Source organism: Candidatus Pantoea communis (genome assembly GCF_011752685.1).
Classification (GTDB): domain Bacteria; phylum Pseudomonadota; class Gammaproteobacteria; order Enterobacterales; family Enterobacteriaceae; genus Pantoea; species Pantoea communis.
In genome coordinates, this window is record NZ_VWXC01000020.1 from 1 (window position 1) to 15,085 (window position 15,085).

General features: G+C 51.9%; 14 protein-coding genes. 8 read left to right on the plus strand and 6 right to left on the minus strand.

All coding sequences use genetic code 11. The features are described from left to right. Positions 1–1,426 precede the first annotated feature (1,426 nt). Entirely contained in the window at positions 1,427–1,933 is a 507-nt protein-coding gene (locus F3J37_RS21600) for a DinB family protein (RefSeq protein ID WP_166935688.1), read from the plus strand. Between the two features lie 203 nt (positions 1,934–2,136). Here F3J37_RS21600 and F3J37_RS21605 read toward each other — a convergent pair whose 3' ends face one another. Continuing rightward, entirely contained in the window at positions 2,137–2,331 is a 195-nt protein-coding gene (locus F3J37_RS21605) for a hypothetical protein (protein ID WP_166935690.1), read from the minus strand. A 55-nt stretch (positions 2,332–2,386) separates the two neighbouring features. Between F3J37_RS21605 and F3J37_RS21610 the strand changes: the two genes are divergently transcribed. Further along, a complete protein-coding gene (locus F3J37_RS21610) occupies positions 2,387–2,563 on the plus strand; it encodes a DUF3606 domain-containing protein (RefSeq protein ID WP_072050593.1) in 177 nt (58 codons plus the stop codon). Positions 2,564–3,245: 682 nt separating this feature from the next. Next, positions 3,246–3,428, plus strand: coding sequence for a hypothetical protein (locus F3J37_RS28170; RefSeq protein ID WP_240154157.1), 183 nt, complete (start codon positions 3,246–3,248; stop codon positions 3,426–3,428). A 178-nt stretch (positions 3,429–3,606) separates the two neighbouring features. On the opposite strand, the gene F3J37_RS21620 is transcribed toward F3J37_RS28170, so the two are convergent. Then, positions 3,607–4,506, minus strand: coding sequence for a GNAT family N-acetyltransferase (locus F3J37_RS21620; protein ID WP_505543779.1), 900 nt, complete (start codon positions 4,504–4,506; stop codon positions 3,607–3,609). A 191-nt stretch (positions 4,507–4,697) separates the two neighbouring features. Between F3J37_RS21620 and F3J37_RS21625 the strand changes: the two genes are divergently transcribed. Both F3J37_RS21625 and F3J37_RS21630 read left to right on the plus strand, forming a co-directional pair. Further along, the gene (locus F3J37_RS21625; RefSeq protein ID WP_166935692.1) at positions 4,698–5,858 is read left to right on the plus strand and encodes an IS30 family transposase; all 1,161 of its coding nucleotides are present in this window, start codon (positions 4,698–4,700) and stop codon (positions 5,856–5,858) included. Between the two features lie 204 nt (positions 5,859–6,062). Continuing rightward, on the plus strand, positions 6,063–6,812 hold the full coding sequence (locus F3J37_RS21630; protein ID WP_166935694.1) for an alpha/beta fold hydrolase: 750 nt from the start codon (positions 6,063–6,065) through the stop codon (positions 6,810–6,812). A 236-nt stretch (positions 6,813–7,048) separates the two neighbouring features. On the opposite strand, the gene umuC is transcribed toward F3J37_RS21630, so the two are convergent. Both umuC and F3J37_RS21640 read right to left on the minus strand, forming a co-directional pair. Next, positions 7,049–8,311, minus strand: a complete 1,263-nt coding sequence (umuC, locus tag F3J37_RS21635) for a translesion error-prone DNA polymerase V subunit UmuC (RefSeq protein WP_166935696.1) — start codon at positions 8,309–8,311, stop codon at positions 7,049–7,051. A gap of 2 nt (positions 8,312–8,313) precedes the next feature. Beyond that, the gene (locus F3J37_RS21640) at positions 8,314–8,691 is read right to left on the minus strand and encodes a S24 family peptidase (protein WP_166935698.1); all 378 of its coding nucleotides are present in this window, start codon (positions 8,689–8,691) and stop codon (positions 8,314–8,316) included. A gap of 671 nt (positions 8,692–9,362) precedes the next feature. Between F3J37_RS21640 and F3J37_RS21645 the strand changes: the two genes are divergently transcribed. Further along, positions 9,363–10,409 (plus strand): FUSC family protein, encoded by a 1,047-nt coding sequence (locus tag F3J37_RS21645; RefSeq protein WP_052127522.1) that lies wholly within the window; start codon positions 9,363–9,365, stop codon positions 10,407–10,409. A gap of 502 nt (positions 10,410–10,911) precedes the next feature. Beyond that, on the plus strand, positions 10,912–11,781 hold the full coding sequence (locus F3J37_RS21650; protein ID WP_034827977.1) for a RepB family plasmid replication initiator protein: 870 nt from the start codon (positions 10,912–10,914) through the stop codon (positions 11,779–11,781). A 441-nt stretch (positions 11,782–12,222) separates the two neighbouring features. Here the strand turns inward: F3J37_RS21650 and F3J37_RS21655 are convergent, their stop codons facing one another. Beyond that, complete coding sequence (locus F3J37_RS21655; RefSeq protein WP_166935700.1) at positions 12,223–12,918, minus strand: hypothetical protein; 696 nt, start codon at positions 12,916–12,918, stop codon at positions 12,223–12,225. Between the two features lie 539 nt (positions 12,919–13,457). Between F3J37_RS21655 and F3J37_RS21660 the strand changes: the two genes are divergently transcribed. Then, positions 13,458–14,090: an acyl-homoserine-lactone synthase gene (locus tag F3J37_RS21660; protein WP_166935702.1), complete on the plus strand. Its 633-nt coding sequence runs from the start codon at positions 13,458–13,460 to the stop codon at positions 14,088–14,090. Here F3J37_RS21660 and F3J37_RS21665 read toward each other — a convergent pair. Further along, on the minus strand, positions 14,062–14,811 hold the full coding sequence (locus F3J37_RS21665; RefSeq protein ID WP_166935704.1) for a helix-turn-helix transcriptional regulator: 750 nt from the start codon (positions 14,809–14,811) through the stop codon (positions 14,062–14,064). The genes F3J37_RS21660 and F3J37_RS21665 overlap by 29 nt on opposite strands. Positions 14,812–15,085 lie beyond the last annotated feature (274 nt).

Genomic DNA, 15,085 nt, shown 5'->3' on the forward strand with positions numbered 1-15,085 from the left:
TGGAAAGAATGAAGTATGCGTCCGACGTTTCCGACGGATTAAAGCACCCCAGCGCCCTGTAGGCCGTCGTGAGGCTGAATCCGCTCAGCAGCGGCAGCGGCCGCGGCCCGCCGGGCAGCTCTTCCACTCTGAGATACAGCCCCTGTTCCATCCAGAGCATGGCCACCTCCGTAGCGCCTCTTCATTCTTCAGTAAAAGTTACGGTGCCGGGTGCCTCCCGGTGATTCAGAAAGGCTACCACCTGAATCGCGCTTTTGTTCCTGCTGTACCTGTGTAGCCTGGCCCCGTCGCATAGAGGGATTCACCGTGTTCAGAGCATAGCAGCCAGTCGGCTTTGTTTTCTGACATCACAAAAAATAGTGAAGCAGGACGTTATCTACTGCTGCAGCCATTGAATCAAAAAACATGAATTTATTTTTCATAAAACTACCGGATACATTTGGGAGAATGTGATTCTGGTTAACAATACTCGCCAATTGACTGACAAAGAGAAGGAATTAACTGAAATGATTATGCTGAGAAAAAGCCCGATGGCGGCCAGGTTGTTCTGATTAGTCAGGTCAATAGGGGGGAAGCGGAAAAACCAGCCCATTTTGGACCAGTAAGCGCTTGTTCTGAAGCCAGATAATATCACCTCGGCACTACCCGTGTTCCGCACTGGCCCCTGCTTCCGGACAGCTGCGAAGCGAAAAAATCAGGACAAATCGCCAGGTCTGGAAAAAAATCCCGGGACGGTACCCGGGAAAAAGATTCAGTTTCCATTACACCCAAATCCGGAGGAGTTCCGGACCGGAAATAACTATAGGCAGAATAGAAGGCGTGTCAAAATTTTTCGATAAATCATGTTTTTGGCAAATGCGCATGGGATATTTTCTTTCAACATGCAGCAGGCTTACCCGGCCTTATGTATCTATGCAATACATTCTTTTTTAAAACTTCGAACCCTGTACGCAATATCCTGAACGAATAGCACCGAGAGCCAACCACAATAAGCAGTCCCGCCCGGCAGACTTTGTGCGCAAACTACATGACTCACCGTCGCAATGAGCTGTTTTATTCACATCCATACAATCAGGCAGTACGTAACTCGTGATCGGACCTTAGCTGTGAATACCTGCCCCTGCCAGAATTTTTTTCACCGGGCTGTCGCAATCCCCTCAGGCGACTACACTCTGATGCGCCTCACCGCCCTTACTCACCTGCAGGCACTTACCGGACGCATCACCCTGCCCCGCCGCCGGTATGGAAGGTATATCCTGTGCATTGCATTAAGGTGTGAATGTGAATTCTCAGCCTGAAACCCTTCTGCCGCAGAAAAGACTGGCAGCGATAAGCTCCGGATTGTCAGTCTCAGTCCACACCGGATTAATTAAATGCGTACTTCACGCTACCGCTATGCCGGACGTGCTGACGCTCTGGAAAAATTATGCAAAGAGTTACCGCCCTGACGTTACTGAGATATAAGCACTGGATGGATGCCGGGATGCTCAGCGCCATTGCCGAAACGGACGCGCGCCGTTTCCGCGCTGAACACCGTGAGATGCTCAGGCTCATGTACCACATGCACGCCACTGACATGCTCATTCGTGCCAACCTGAAGGGGGAAGCACCATCCCGGCCGAATATCAGACCGCGCAGGCCGCCTGAGCAGGCAGTACTTATGCCGTGCATGCTGGCCTGCTCCGGCTGGTTCATTGAATATGCGGCCGGCATGACGGCCGAAGCCTGGGATCGCCCCATCATTTATCAGCGCAGAGACGAAAAGATGGCGCAGACAAGCCCCCTCAGCCTTATCGAGCAGGTGATACTGCATGGTACGCGACACCGCGGCGCGGTGAGCTGGCTTATCAAAGCGTGTGGCATTCAGCCCCCTCAGGACGTGGTGTCACATTTTCTGCGTAAACAGCTGACGTCTTTCGACACAAGGGGCTGAAGGAATGGCGATAATCCCAAATTTTTGCCGCAAATCCGGCCGTTTCGACAAAATCGGGCGAAATAAGGTATGAGGCCTGCTAATCAATTGCTGATGAAATTTCAGCAGAAAAGTTATCGGACTTACATCCGGGGGTTTCCGGATGAGAACATTCCGAAGGAAAGCGGCCTAATCTTAAATAACAATCTTTGTAAATTATAGGGTTACGGATTAGGCAATGCGATGTTAGATTGGAGTGCAACATTAGCAGTGCTTAACCCCACCTCTGCGAGAGAGCGTTGTTCCGGCGTGAACAAAACAGGCCCACTGATACTCATTAAGTGGGCTTTTTTTTGATAAAAATTTTTGCTCATTACGGTCAGCCATTTCAATTTTAATCCCCTCAGTTTCAGTGCCATTCTTCGTCTGTGTCACACAGCAAATAAGCCGTTTTGTCCTTAATCCGGGGTTTTGATGAGTTATATTTTTCACCGCCGCGAGCCGGAAGATAAAAAGATCATTGTGATAAATGAACAATGGCAGATTACATACTGGATGCTCACTTTACAGACTACGCAGGATAAGCTGGTGAAAGCTCTTAAAACGGTGGGCACAGACCCGGAAACCGTTAAGCGCTATCTCCTACACTGAGCTTTCTGACTTACCCACCTCCCGGTGGGTTTTTTATTTAAATCGGGCCGCCGTGAACTGTTCGGGGATAAAAAACAGGAAAAAAGTGGATAAAAAAATCCCGGGCGGATGGCCCGGGAGCAACAGGAGTAAGCACTTCCGGTCTGAGGCCGGCGATGTTGGATCCTGATAGCACGTCAGCTATTGCAATACTTCACACTGGTGTTGGCACGAGGAGTAACACACGCGATAAGCTTAGCGCCCAACGCACTTTTATTTACCAGGAAGCGCCTGATTTAACGGGGCGAAGTGCCGGTACGGTTACAATTTATTAAACGCCCTCTGGCTGGATGAACGTCCGGCAGACCATGCTTTGCTCGCCGATGAGCGGACCGGTGAGAAAGTCCGATTGCTGTTTCAGCATCGCGGTAAGACTGCCGGCGCCGTTATACTCAACCGCACTGTAATACCGATGTTTTGCAAGCGTGCGGGTGTCCCTTTGCAAGACAGCGGCGGGACGATAACCAGTCACCGGTGACGGGCCTCAGCGGTGACCGCGCTGGACAGCTTCCCACAGGGCATATCACTGTACGAACTAATGTAATGGACGGAGCATTCAACGCCTCAGTCCACAATGCGTTATCTGCGTATTTGCCCGACACAGCATGCCGTTTCATTTATAAAGGCAGACAGGATCGCGCACATGATAAGCGTGCTGAATGATCCCGAAGCCGCCAGCCTGACGGGACCTGCAACGTATTATGACCTAGGCTATTCATACTGCTCGAATCCCTTCTGGAGCACCTATCAGCACCAGATGGCCTGCATTGGCTGTAATTTTAATCTGCTCAAAGACAGCGCGCGTGGGCTGATATTGGAAAGCTAAGCTTATGTCAGATGTTACTTTGAGGAAGTTCCGCTCACACCAGATGAGAGAGCCATTGTGGAACAGGACGCGGAAAAAAATTGAACTGGCTCTTAAAAGGTTGCCCCTAAAACCAGAAGGGTAAAACGGACCGCTTTGTGCCAGAAGCGGACGTTAACGCGTTATGGTGATGTGCCGTTCAATCAAAAATCACCGGCAAGAACTCGTATCTGAGAACGCATGTCCGCCCCGCTTTTTCAGCTGTTCTTATAGATGGAAAATTTTCCGGAAGGATAGTTCCTGTAATCAAGCAATCCTCCTGGCTAAAGTGGTAAAGAGAGTTACGCAGCAAGCGCTGTGCCCGGGAAGCCAGAGCGCGTCCGCGAAACGTGGGAAGGATGACCTCTTCTGAAATCCGGCAACCCTTTAAAAAAGCTATTTCCCCTGGCTCGCAAATGATTAAGCCGGCCCTATCGCCTTGCTCGTAAATTATATACGCATGGCCCTTGAGAATATGTTTACTGAGGTCTTCGTGATCTACAGAGCGTAGGCTACCTGATAAGGCAGGTATCGTAGACCATGAATGCTGGTAGGCCTCCAGCAAAGCCTGTCGGCACCAATCAAAATCCGCGCCTGCGGCAGGTTTTAGGGTAAGGGCATCGTCATAATATTTTGATTTATTAGCCGGGAAGGATGCATATATAAGCTGATCAGTTATACCCCGGGCAGCAATGTGGCCGGGTGTGAGCTGGCGAATGTGTTGTGGTTTTAATTCCCTCCATTCCCGGCTGATAGCTTTGAGCACGGAATCATCCATACCGGCGCTCGAAGCTACGACATCAATAAAAGGGCAGTTAATATCGCCGCCTTTATAACGCGGGCCTGTCAGAAAATATCGACCATTGATACAGAGCTTTCGCTGTAAAAAATAGGATTGATGCAAACCCGTTTCTTTCCAGGGAAATCTTGCGGCAAAAGCGCTGTCTGCGCATTTTCGTTCCTGCTCATAAATCCATTTTTCGAGCCAGCTATGAAGTTTATTCTGTGAAAAAGGCAGCCCTGCATATTGGGAAAGCATAAACCTAAGCATCATATCCATCTGACATCGCTCCGGGTCACAAATTAAGCTCTTTAATTGTGCTTTTTTTTTTTACTCTTACAGCAAGTGGCATCTTAAGCTATAACGTCCGCTTTTCGCTCATAACGGACATTAGGCACCTACAGTCCGCTATGTGCTGTGAGTTCAATGGCTCGATGCAACGCTATCCTTAATCAAGGGGGGACGTTGCCATGAAACGAAGAACTCGGATTAACTACACGCCAGAGCAGAAGGCGATTATCTGGGACAGATATAAGCAAGGTGATTCCCTGCATGATATCGCCAGAATGTTCGACAGATTTCATTCTTCAATCATGCCCACAATCCACCAGACAGGTGGCTACCGTCCTCCCGTTCGAAAGCGGCATCGATTAGCGCTCACGCTTGATGAAAGAGAGGAGATCTCCAGAGGACTGGTAGCAAAACTCAGTATCAGGGACATTGCTGCCAACTTATCAAGAGCACCCTCAACGATTAGCCGCGAGGTCAGGAGGCACGGAGGTGCCAAGCAATACCGTGCAGCAAAAGCCGATACTGCTGCGTGGGAAAATGCTCTGAGACCAAAACCTTGCAAGCTAATTGAAAGCCCCACATTGTGTAAAATCATTGCAGAGAAGATGCATCAGGACTGGTCGCCGGAACAGATCGCCGGTTGGCTGAAACGCTGTTATCCGGATAATCAGGAAATGCATGTGTCACACGAAACGATTTATAAAACGCTTTTTATACAAACCCGGGGGGCATTAAAAAAAGAGCTGCAGCAATGCCTCAGAAGCGGAAGAGCGGTTCGTAGATCCCGAACGTCATCACTTAAAGGGAAAGGATTAGGGAAAATTCCGAATGCGATACCTATCAGCGAAAGGCCACCGGAAGCCTCAGACAGAGCCATCCCTGGTCACTGGGAAGGTGATCTGAGCCAGGGCTCGAAAAACTCCGATATCGTTACCCTTGTAGAACGCCATTCCCGTTTTGTTATGTTAGCCAAAATCAGGGACAACAAGACCATAACGGTTATATCTGCACTCATCAGACAAGCCCGGGAATTACCTGTTGAGCTATATAAAACATTAACCTGGGATCGGGGAGCTGAAATGACCAGCCACACCCGGTTTACTGTAGAAACAGACATCCAGATTTACTTCTGTGATCCTCAATCTCCCTGGCAACGTGGCTCAAATGAAAATACGAACAGGTTGCTAAGACAATATTTTCCAAAGGGAACTGACTTATCGGTTCACAGTCAGCAGAGACTAAACAGCGTTGCCAGACAGCTCAACGAAAGACCGAGAAAAACGCTAGACTATGAATCACCCGCAGAACGGTTCAATAAGTGTGTTGCGTCCATCAGTTGAACTCACAGCGAGAAGCGGACATCCGAAGCTGTCATTACTCTGAGAGAATTTGCTTGAATAGTCGTGTATTCATTAAAAGGGATCAGGTCTAAACACGACCATCGATGGTCAGTAAATAACAGAAACCTATACATCTGAGCCTTGTCTGCGGGCTTCAATGCAAAGATACTGACGTCTTTAAACTCAGCCAGTATTGATAATTCTATGGAATCTTTCTTTTCATCCACTGCAAATTGTCTCGTCCGCTGGCAGGATCTGCCCGGCAGCGGAACACCCCTGATATTTGTGCATGGACTAGGGTGTGCTTCTTCGTACGAATATCCACTTATAGCCACAGACCCTCGTTTAAATAAAAGACGTGCGATTCTTATAGATTTGCCAGGGTGTGGCTACAGTGAAAAGCCTCGTGATTACAGCTATTCAATCACTGACCAGGCCAGTGTGGTGGCAGAGTTAGTATGGTATTTAGGGCTGAATAAATGTTTTATTTACGGGCACAGTATGGGGGGGAGTATCAGTATTGAAGCGGCAGGCTTAATCACAAATCGCATGGAGGGACTTGTGGTATCTGAACCTAATTTTAGACCCGGGGGCGGTTTTTTCAGTCGGCAGATATGCAGCCACAGTGAAGAAGAGTTCATAAACAAACACTGGAAACAAATGATTGAAAACGAATCAGGCCCCTGGGCGGGAAGCCTCGCTGTTGATGCCCCTTGGGCGGTCTGGCGAGGTGCTTCAAGTCTGATAGCAGGCGGTGACTGGCTTGAGCGATTTATTAAAATGCCTGTGCGTAAACAGCTGATCTTCGGTGAATGGTCGTTACCTGACGACGATGTCGATTATTTAGTCAAGTCAGGGATTTCAACGGTAATCCTTGATGATTGTGGGCATTGCATGTCATGGGAACAACCGGGTTATCTTTCTCTTGCGCTGTCAAATTTTGTCGGTGAGTAGCAGTAAAATTCAGCACTCAATTGAGTTTCGCGGCTTGGTGCCCAACACCATACTCAGAACCGGGCGATAATGGATGGCTGTTCATGGCACACAACAGCCGTTCAGATGTAAGGCCTCATGCCAACTAAATCTAATGGGCAGTTTTAGTTGGCGATGGTCAAGTAATCTGCAAACGGTCGTCAAATGCAAATGGGTAGTCAGGTCAGATGCAATTGCTCAGATAGAAGCACAGATCATCATTTAATGGCCGGGATATCGCGTAGTCGCGTGGTGTACCGTGGGGACAGCATTTCGCGCTTCATCTGCCAGCTGCTGTCCTGAGCCCCCTGGCCCGCAAACCACACCTTTCCCCGGCCCGAGCGGTTAATGCCGTCCAGCGCCGCCATCAGCGCGTCAGCGTTGGCGCGCGGCAGCTGCTCGCTGAACATGTCGAACTGCGCCACGCCTGACTGATAAAAATCACCCAGCATGACGCCGGCCTTCGCGTACCGGTAGCCGTCACGCCAGATGGTGCCCAGCGCCCGCAGCACGGAATCAATAATGTCCCGCGTATCATTCGTCGGATAGTCGCAGATGCACGATGCCGTATTGGAATAATGCGGCCCGTCCCCGTGCCGGCCCGTGTCGATAGAGACGCTGATGTGCCGGCAGCGCGAGTCCTGCTCCCTGAGCTTTTCCGCCGCGCGCGTCGCGTAAAGCACCACCGCCTGCTGCATGTCCTCCAGATGCGTGACGCGCTGCCCGAAGGAGCGCGAGTTCACTATCTGCTGCTTGGGCGGCGGTGCATCCTCAAGCGCCAGACAGGACTCTCCGTTCAGCTCGCGCGCGGTGCGCTCGGTGATGACGTCAAAGTTCTTCCGTATCATGCTGACGTTGCTGTCGGCCAGCTGCAGAGCCGTGGTGATGCCCAGCTGGTTCATGCGCACGCTGATGCGCCGCCCGATGCCCCAGACGTCGCTGACGTCAGTCAGCTGCAGCAGCTTCCGCTGCCGGCTCCGTTCGGACAAATCCACCACGCCGTTTGTCTTCGTCCACTTCTTGGCCGCATGGTTGGCGAGCTTGGCCAGCGTCTTGGTCGGCCCGAAGCCCACGCCGATAATCAGCCCCGTTTCCTGCCGGATACGCGCACGCATCTGCTGGCCGAACGACTCCAGCGGGATCAGGCTGCCAATCCCGGTCACGTCCAGAAAGCTCTCATCGATGGAATAGACTTCCTGCCGGGCCGCCATCTCTCCCAGTATGGCCATCATGCGCGCCGACATGTCACCGTACAGCTCGTAGTTGGAGCTGAACACGTGCACGTCGTTCTCACGGAAGAAACGCTCGTTCTGAAACAGCGGGGCGGCCATTTTAATGCCCATCCGCTTCGCCTCTGCCGAGCGCGCAATCACGCACCCGTCGTTATTAGAGACGACGACAATGGGGCGGCCGCGCAGGTCGGGCCGGAACACGGTTTCGCAGGAGGCATAAAAGTTGTTGGCATCCGCCAGGGCAAACATGGTCACTCTCCGGCGGGTCCGCTGAATCCCAGCCCGGCCACGTCGGTGAGGGCATAGGCCACCACGCCCCAGACCGGCAGCGGCTGGCTCACGTCGATCAGCGTGACGGTTTCATCCGCATCCGGCGCCTTCAGGGCGGGAACGGGGTTGAGCAGCAGGCGCCGCAGCGTCAGCTCGCCTTCCACCTCGGCAACAATGAGCTGGCCATGCGTCGCGGTCAGCGCCCGGTCGATGGCCAGCACTGAACCTTTCACGATGCCGGCGTCAGGAAAATCGCTGTCGCTGCGCATCAGATAGGTGGAATAAGGGGAGAGGCTGACGAGGTCACCCAGGTTCAGGCGCGTCTCTCTGTAATTCTGGGCCGGGCTCTGAAAGGCCATAGACAGTCTCCGTTCTGACAAAAGGTAAGCCCGGTAAAATGAACATGCATAGTTTAACCGGCTTCAGTGTCGCGGGGGCATATCACATGCGCGCGCCCTGCAGTATTTTACGCGCCCGATTATCCACTGTCGCCAGGGGTGGGCTGCCGGCCGTCTGAACAGCGTCTGCCACTGCGAGGCGGCAGTCGGCCAGTCATGCGCCATCTCCGCTCTGACGGCGGGCTGACTCAGCTTCTGATAGTAATTCATCTGCAACTCCTGTCTGCACCTGCGCACCAAATTAAAGCGTCTGATATCAGTATATGTCGCTATCCTTACAGCAACAGCGGGAGGTCTCTATGTGTGGAAGATTTGCGCAGTACAGCAGCCGTGGTGAGTATTTTGACGCGTTGTGCCTGACATAGGACGAAATTACGCTCGACCCGGATCCCATTGGCCGGTTCAACGCCGCGCCAGGCACGCGTGTGCTGCTCCTCATCAGGAGCAGGCCAGAAATGCTGAACCGGATTAAGGCCTAAGGAAAGCTGCCCGTAATGGCTCTTGTAACCAATTATTTTAAAAGCCGATCAGCAGGATTTTAAAGGAGAAGTAAACAGTGTTATCAACGAAGGCCACAGGCGGGTTTCTCATTTTTAGCCATTATTCAGCCCTGTTTGTGTACGGGAGATCTCATGCCGTCTGAACCTGGTATCCGACACGATCTTACTCTGGGGCTCTACTGCCTGCCCGCCATCATCGTTATCAGCGTTGCAGGCTATTTGACCGACCATGTTGCCGCAGCCAGTATTGCAACAGGTGGCGCGATTACCCTTGCTTTCGGAGCAAACAAAACATGGGGGGGGTCATCACTGTCATTACTCGCAACTACTGTGGCGGGTCTTATTTTTTCTGCCTGGCTGGGTAGTCTGACTGGAAATATATTTTCCCTGTATGTGGCCGGTGCACTGCTTTACACCGGCTTGTATGTGGTGATGGCTAACATCGATGTCAGTGCATGGTGGATGCTGCAGCAGTGGACAATTACTTACCTCGTGTCGGGCAGCTTTGCCGGAACCCCGGAGCATGCCCTACTGCGTGCTGGTCTTGTCGGTGCAGGCGGAACACTACAGATGATAATTCTGGCAATAATCTTCCAGCGACGAAAATTTCAGCTTCGCGATTTCAGCCCGGGCACGTGGAAACGTTTTTTAATGCATTTTCTTGTTAAGTACAAACATCGTGTCCATATGCAATGGTCAGTCATATGCGGCATGCTGGGGATGGCTGGTGCGCTGACGGCAGTTCATCTGCTAAAACTGACTAATGGCTACTGGGCGGGTATGACGCTGCTCATCTGCCTGCGAAATAATTACCGGGATACCTTATCAAGGGTGCAGGCACGTGTGCTTGGTACGCTGACAGGCTGCATTACGGCAGCCGGCCTTATCGATTATTGCAGCAGTTCGTTATTCATAATGGCTGGCTTTATTATCACCGGGTTTGCTGCCTTCACCTTCTCTTATTCAATGATCAATCGCTCGTATGGCCTCTTCAGCTTTCTCATCACCACAATGGTGGTTTTCATGATCTCCGGATTCGGCATTCCTCAGACAGGTATTGCCCTGCACCGGTTTGAGTCGACTGCCATGGGAGGGGCAACAGCTATTCTGTCGATCATACTTACCCGTATGGCCACGCGCGCACAGATTATGAAGGTTAGCCGTTCCGGGACAGGATGATTTTTCATCATTAATGCCATCCCACAGGACGATGGCCGGGGGGCGTTAGCGTGACGCCCGCTATGAACGCCAAAATAAGTACCGAAAACATGCATGCCATGCAGGTCACCTGCGAATGCCAGTGCATAATGTCAGGCAGCAGAATCGATACCTTAAATGCAGGGAGCCATTCTGCAGAAACGGAACCAGAGATAGCCTGTGGGCTCAGGCTACGCTCCCCATTAATGGTCTTATCCACAAATACACAGGAGCGATCCAATAACAGTTCCATATAGATCCCTTAAGTTCCATATAGATCCCGGCCCTCTGAAAACCCCGCCATCGCTGGCCTGAAGCCATATTCCGATGTGTACTGAAGGGATCTTCGTGTGTGCTGGAGGGTGAAATATGTGTGTCAGCGGGATGGAAATGTGTCGTGCCGGGATGTATTGTGTGTGCTGGCGGGAAGAGCCCGGATCATACTCTTGACCAGCACATACGCGCAGGGAATTCACATAACAAAATGAAAGAAAACACTTTTATTGGCGATGCGCTGTACAGCGACATGATCAGCAAGGAAAAACAACTCACAGTTAATTCTAATAATACCGTGCAGCCCGTCGCCCTGATGCGACTGGGCGTTTTTGTGCCCAAGCCTTCAAAATCGCAGGGGGAAAATAATGTTGTGGATGCCTCCGAGCTGTTTTCCCAGCTGGAAATCGCCAGAGCTGAAGGTTACGACAACATCAACATTGCGGGCCCGCGTCTGGATATGGACTGCGACTTCAAGGTCTGGATTGGCGTCATCTATGCATTCAGCAAGCACGGGCTTAATTCAAATAAAATCGAGCTGAAATTTAGCGATTTTGCAAAAGGGTGTGGGTTTTCAGCCAAGCGCATAGACAGTCGTCTGCGCAGTGCCATTCATGAATCGCTGGGTAAACTGCGTAACAAATCGATCTCGTTTAAGCGGGGAAAAGACGTACGTGGCAGCTACCAGACAGGCCTGCTCAAAACCGGCTATTTTGACGCTGACAAAGACATTGTTCAGCTTGAAGCCGATGAGAAGCTCTGGGAACTTTTTCAGCTCGATTATCGCGTGCTTCTGCAACAGCATGCTATTAAGGCGCTTCCAAAGAAAGAGGCAGCCCAGGCCATATATACCTTTATTGAAAGCCTGCCCGCTCATCCCATACCCGTGGCCTTTGCGCGCCTGCGTGAACGCCTTTCGCTCTCCAGTTCGGTGAGCGAACAAAATCGCACGATCAAAAAAGCGCTGGAGCAGCTGCAGAAAATCGGGTATCTGGAATTTTCACTTGTCCGTAAAGAACGTGAGAATTACCTTATTATTCATAAACGTAATCCAAAACTCAAACCATCAGATCTGCAATGATATGAGATAGTCGGGTCTGATCTGGCTATCAGTAAACGTGTGTGCTGCCGGGCACGCTATCAGGAGCAGAGTACCCGTGTGAGTGATCAGGATCGGCTCATTCGTGTGTGCTGTCGGGAAAGGCTCTTCTTCACCTCGTATCTGAGTCTGGTAACGCCCTTAAGATGTGCGCTGGCGGGAAAAAACTCCGTCATTCCCCCGCCAGCGCACATCCTCGGTATTCTTATCCCGTCAGCACACACTTACCTGCTTCTTATCCCGCCAGCGCACATCTTAAGGGCCTGCACCTGCACCTGGCAGCCTGATTATCCTCATATAAATGCACCACGTATAAGCGACAGCCGGACTGACGATGGCTCAGCACGGTTACTTTGCGCTCTCTCAGCACTGCAGCACTTTCCCGCTGGCACACATGCTCTCGGCAGTACTCTTCTAAATATCTCAGTGCGCACGGCTTTGCCAGTGGAAAGCGAGGCTCAGGGCCTCCCCGTCCTTCTCCATAATTATCCGTTCTCTGGCACAGACGCCGTTGGGTATGACTTTTTTCCAGTGCCGGTCTGTCAGCTCCGGATGCACGGGGATAAAAAATATCCCCGTCAGAAGCCACAGGCGGGATTCAACCTGACTGACCGTCTGGGGTGACAGCCAGAGCGGCATGCTGAAACCCAGGGCGCGGGTGTCCGCAATCCGCAGGACACCCTCTGGTGGCGGTGAATCGGCAAACACGACCGCGGGCAGAGGAGCACGCAGGCAGAGAGAGCCGTACCGGGGAAAGCTGTCACCCTCGACCGTAACAGGAAAATCGAGATGTGCCCCAGAGATACCGGCGGCGGAAGACGTCCTCCCGCTGAATCTGTCCTCGCTGTAAATAATGCCGGTAAGATTTTCTTCCCGGACTGCCCGGGCGTGCGCGTGTTCAGCAACAGCGCTGCAGAAGGCGCTGAACGTAGATGCTGGCATCTCCCCGAGCGGATAGCGCCGGAAAATGATTTCCCGCTCAGGATGGTTGAGGAGTGACTGTCCGCGGGTCTGTAAAACATTTTTGAGTGTGAGCTCAAACCCGTCGCGGGATACCAGCGTCCAGAACAACCAGGCTGCCGCATCTTCCAGCAGCTGTGGGTGAAATTCATTTTTCATGACGTAATTTTCCTTATGTTATCCCGGTGCACCCGACTGAAGGGAACGGGGCGAAGCCTTTGTATGCCCCGTCGGAACTATGATAATCATGCGACAGCAGTCAGCTGATCTCGCTGGTCAGTTCTCAGTAAAAACGTTGCTTCGGGACAGCCGCACACAGCCTGTGGGGCAGAAACTGGTTGTCCTGCAGGCAGGCCGCTGAGGCCGCCCCGGGCAGGGTCGCTGACGTTAAGATTATCTTTATTATCCCTGATTTTATTTTGATTGCGCCTCCGGAGTGACGGCGTTCCATTCCGGCATTGTAGGCCATGAGACCTTTACGGGTAAAATGATTGCAGATATATATCAGGCGGCAGCGCAGCACGCAAAGGATCCCGTCGCTCATGACCTGCGCCAGCCTGGTAAGCACATTCCATCCCGCCTGTGCAGGTGCAGCCGCGGTGAAAATACTTAAATTTGCTTAATCCACTGAAACTGTGCGCGATAATTTGTAAAATCGCCGTATTGCGGCAATAAGCCGCGGTTTTAGGGGATAGGGAATGCTGGAACTTTTTGACGTGAGCTATGAAGAGCTCAGGACAACGCGGGCGTCAGAGCTTTACAGGCTGCGCAAGCAGACGTTCAGTGACCGCCTTGGCTGGGACGTGGTCTGCAGTCAGGGAATGGAATCGGACGAATTTGACGGGCCGGGCACGCAGTACATTCTCGGAGTTTATCAGGGGCAGCTTATCTGCAGCGTCCGCTTTGCCGCTCTCAGTCAGCCGAATATGATCACCCACACCTTCCGCGACTGCTTCAGCACGGTAGCGTTGCCTGCCGACGGGACCGAATCCAGTCGTTTTTTCGTGGACAAGGCGCGCGCGCGCAGCCTGCTGGGCGAGAGCTATCCGGTCAGTCAGGTGCTGTTTCTGGCCATGGTAAACTGGGCACAGCAGCGGGGACATGCCCGCATCCACACTATCGTAAGCCGGGCCATGCTGACCATCCTGCGCCGATCAGGGTGGCAGATTGCCGTGCTGAAGGAAGCACACCTCACCGAAAAAGAGCGGATTTACCTGCTGACGCTGCCGGCGTCAGGCGAAGACCAGCTGAAGCTGGCAGGCTCCGTTATCGCCCGTACGGGCTGTGAGCCTCAGGAGGCCACTACCTGGCCGCTGAAGCTGCCGGTCTGATCAGATCCAGCTCAACGCCCAGGCGGATGGCCTGCCGGGCGTTGCTGACTCCGAGCTTCACAACGACATTCTTGATGTGAAACTTCACCGTACTCACGGAGATACCGGTAATGGCCGCGATCTCAGCATACGTCTTACCCATGCTGGCCCAGTAAAGAACCTCGTTTTCCCTCACCGAAAAAATCGCGCCACCGGCACTTTCACCCGATGCTTTCGCTTTGTCGGCCAGCGATCCTGTGAGCTTGTACATCTGCTCGTTGAAGTCGATCAGCAGCATCTGTAGCGCACCCTGCTCTGCAGAAATCCGGGCTTCAAGCCCTTCCTGCCCTGAGCCATTAATGATGAGCGACAGGAGCGCAAGGTTATTCATGTGGTCATGCAGCACAAAGGTGAACCCGTTGACGATGTTGTACTGCCGCGACAGCGTGAAAATTTTAGTAAACCGCAGGTCGGACATCAGCGTGATGTTTTCGTCCCAGGAAAAAGGCGAGGTGCGCTTAAAAGCAGAAAGAATTACGGGATCGGTCAGCTGAAAATTGTTGGCACGATAGAGGTGAACCCACTCGTCCGGATAACTGGAAATAATAAGAACTTCTGAAGGATTTTTTTTGTTAACGACGGTATAGGCATATTCAGGCGAGCCATAAGGCTGCAGCTTTCTCTGGATGTAAGCCTGAAGAGTATCTGTAATCGTGTTGTTTCCAGTAAAAAAAGCAAACATCACTGCTCCGGGTGGTTTCGTATTGCGGGTTTTAAACCATACCTGAACTAAAGTACAGGCCACACAATACTTAAGCATAACTTACAAACGAAAGGCAAGCAGTTACAATGCGTGTAAGTTGTTGAGGCAGAAAAAAAACCTGACCTTTCGGTCAGGTAGCTAATACAGCCAACACCAGGGAAATCCGGTCAGACGGTACGCAAACAATAAAGTTACCGCTGACCGGATTCACATTTTACCATCTCCCCCTGCCGCAAGGCAATTCATCGCGTTT

Excerpts from the sequence above, each read along its gene's own strand:
- F3J37_RS21600 (WP_166935688.1), top strand. The coding sequence starts at position 1,427 with ATGCAAAGAGTTACCGCCCTGACGTTACTGAGATATAAGCACTGGATG.
- F3J37_RS21605 (WP_166935690.1), bottom strand. The coding sequence starts at position 2,331 with ATGGCACTGAAACTGAGGGGATTAAAATTGAAATGGCTGACCGTAATG.
- F3J37_RS21610 (WP_072050593.1), top strand. The coding sequence starts at position 2,387 with ATGAGTTATATTTTTCACCGCCGCGAGCCGGAAGATAAAAAGATCATT.
- F3J37_RS28170 (WP_240154157.1), top strand. The coding sequence starts at position 3,246 with ATGATAAGCGTGCTGAATGATCCCGAAGCCGCCAGCCTGACGGGACCT.
- F3J37_RS21620 (WP_505543779.1), bottom strand. The coding sequence starts at position 4,506 with ATGGATATGATGCTTAGGTTTATGCTTTCCCAATATGCAGGGCTGCCT.
- F3J37_RS21625 (WP_166935692.1), top strand. The coding sequence starts at position 4,698 with ATGAAACGAAGAACTCGGATTAACTACACGCCAGAGCAGAAGGCGATT.
- F3J37_RS21630 (WP_166935694.1), top strand. The coding sequence starts at position 6,063 with ATGGAATCTTTCTTTTCATCCACTGCAAATTGTCTCGTCCGCTGGCAG.
- umuC (WP_166935696.1), bottom strand. The coding sequence starts at position 8,311 with ATGTTTGCCCTGGCGGATGCCAACAACTTTTATGCCTCCTGCGAAACC.
- F3J37_RS21640 (WP_166935698.1), bottom strand. The coding sequence starts at position 8,691 with ATGGCCTTTCAGAGCCCGGCCCAGAATTACAGAGAGACGCGCCTGAAC.
- F3J37_RS21645 (WP_052127522.1), top strand. The coding sequence starts at position 9,363 with ATGCCGTCTGAACCTGGTATCCGACACGATCTTACTCTGGGGCTCTAC.
- F3J37_RS21650 (WP_034827977.1), top strand. The coding sequence starts at position 10,912 with ATGAAAGAAAACACTTTTATTGGCGATGCGCTGTACAGCGACATGATC.
- F3J37_RS21655 (WP_166935700.1), bottom strand. The coding sequence starts at position 12,918 with ATGAAAAATGAATTTCACCCACAGCTGCTGGAAGATGCGGCAGCCTGG.
- F3J37_RS21660 (WP_166935702.1), top strand. The coding sequence starts at position 13,458 with ATGCTGGAACTTTTTGACGTGAGCTATGAAGAGCTCAGGACAACGCGG.
- F3J37_RS21665 (WP_166935704.1), bottom strand. The coding sequence starts at position 14,811 with ATGTTTGCTTTTTTTACTGGAAACAACACGATTACAGATACTCTTCAG.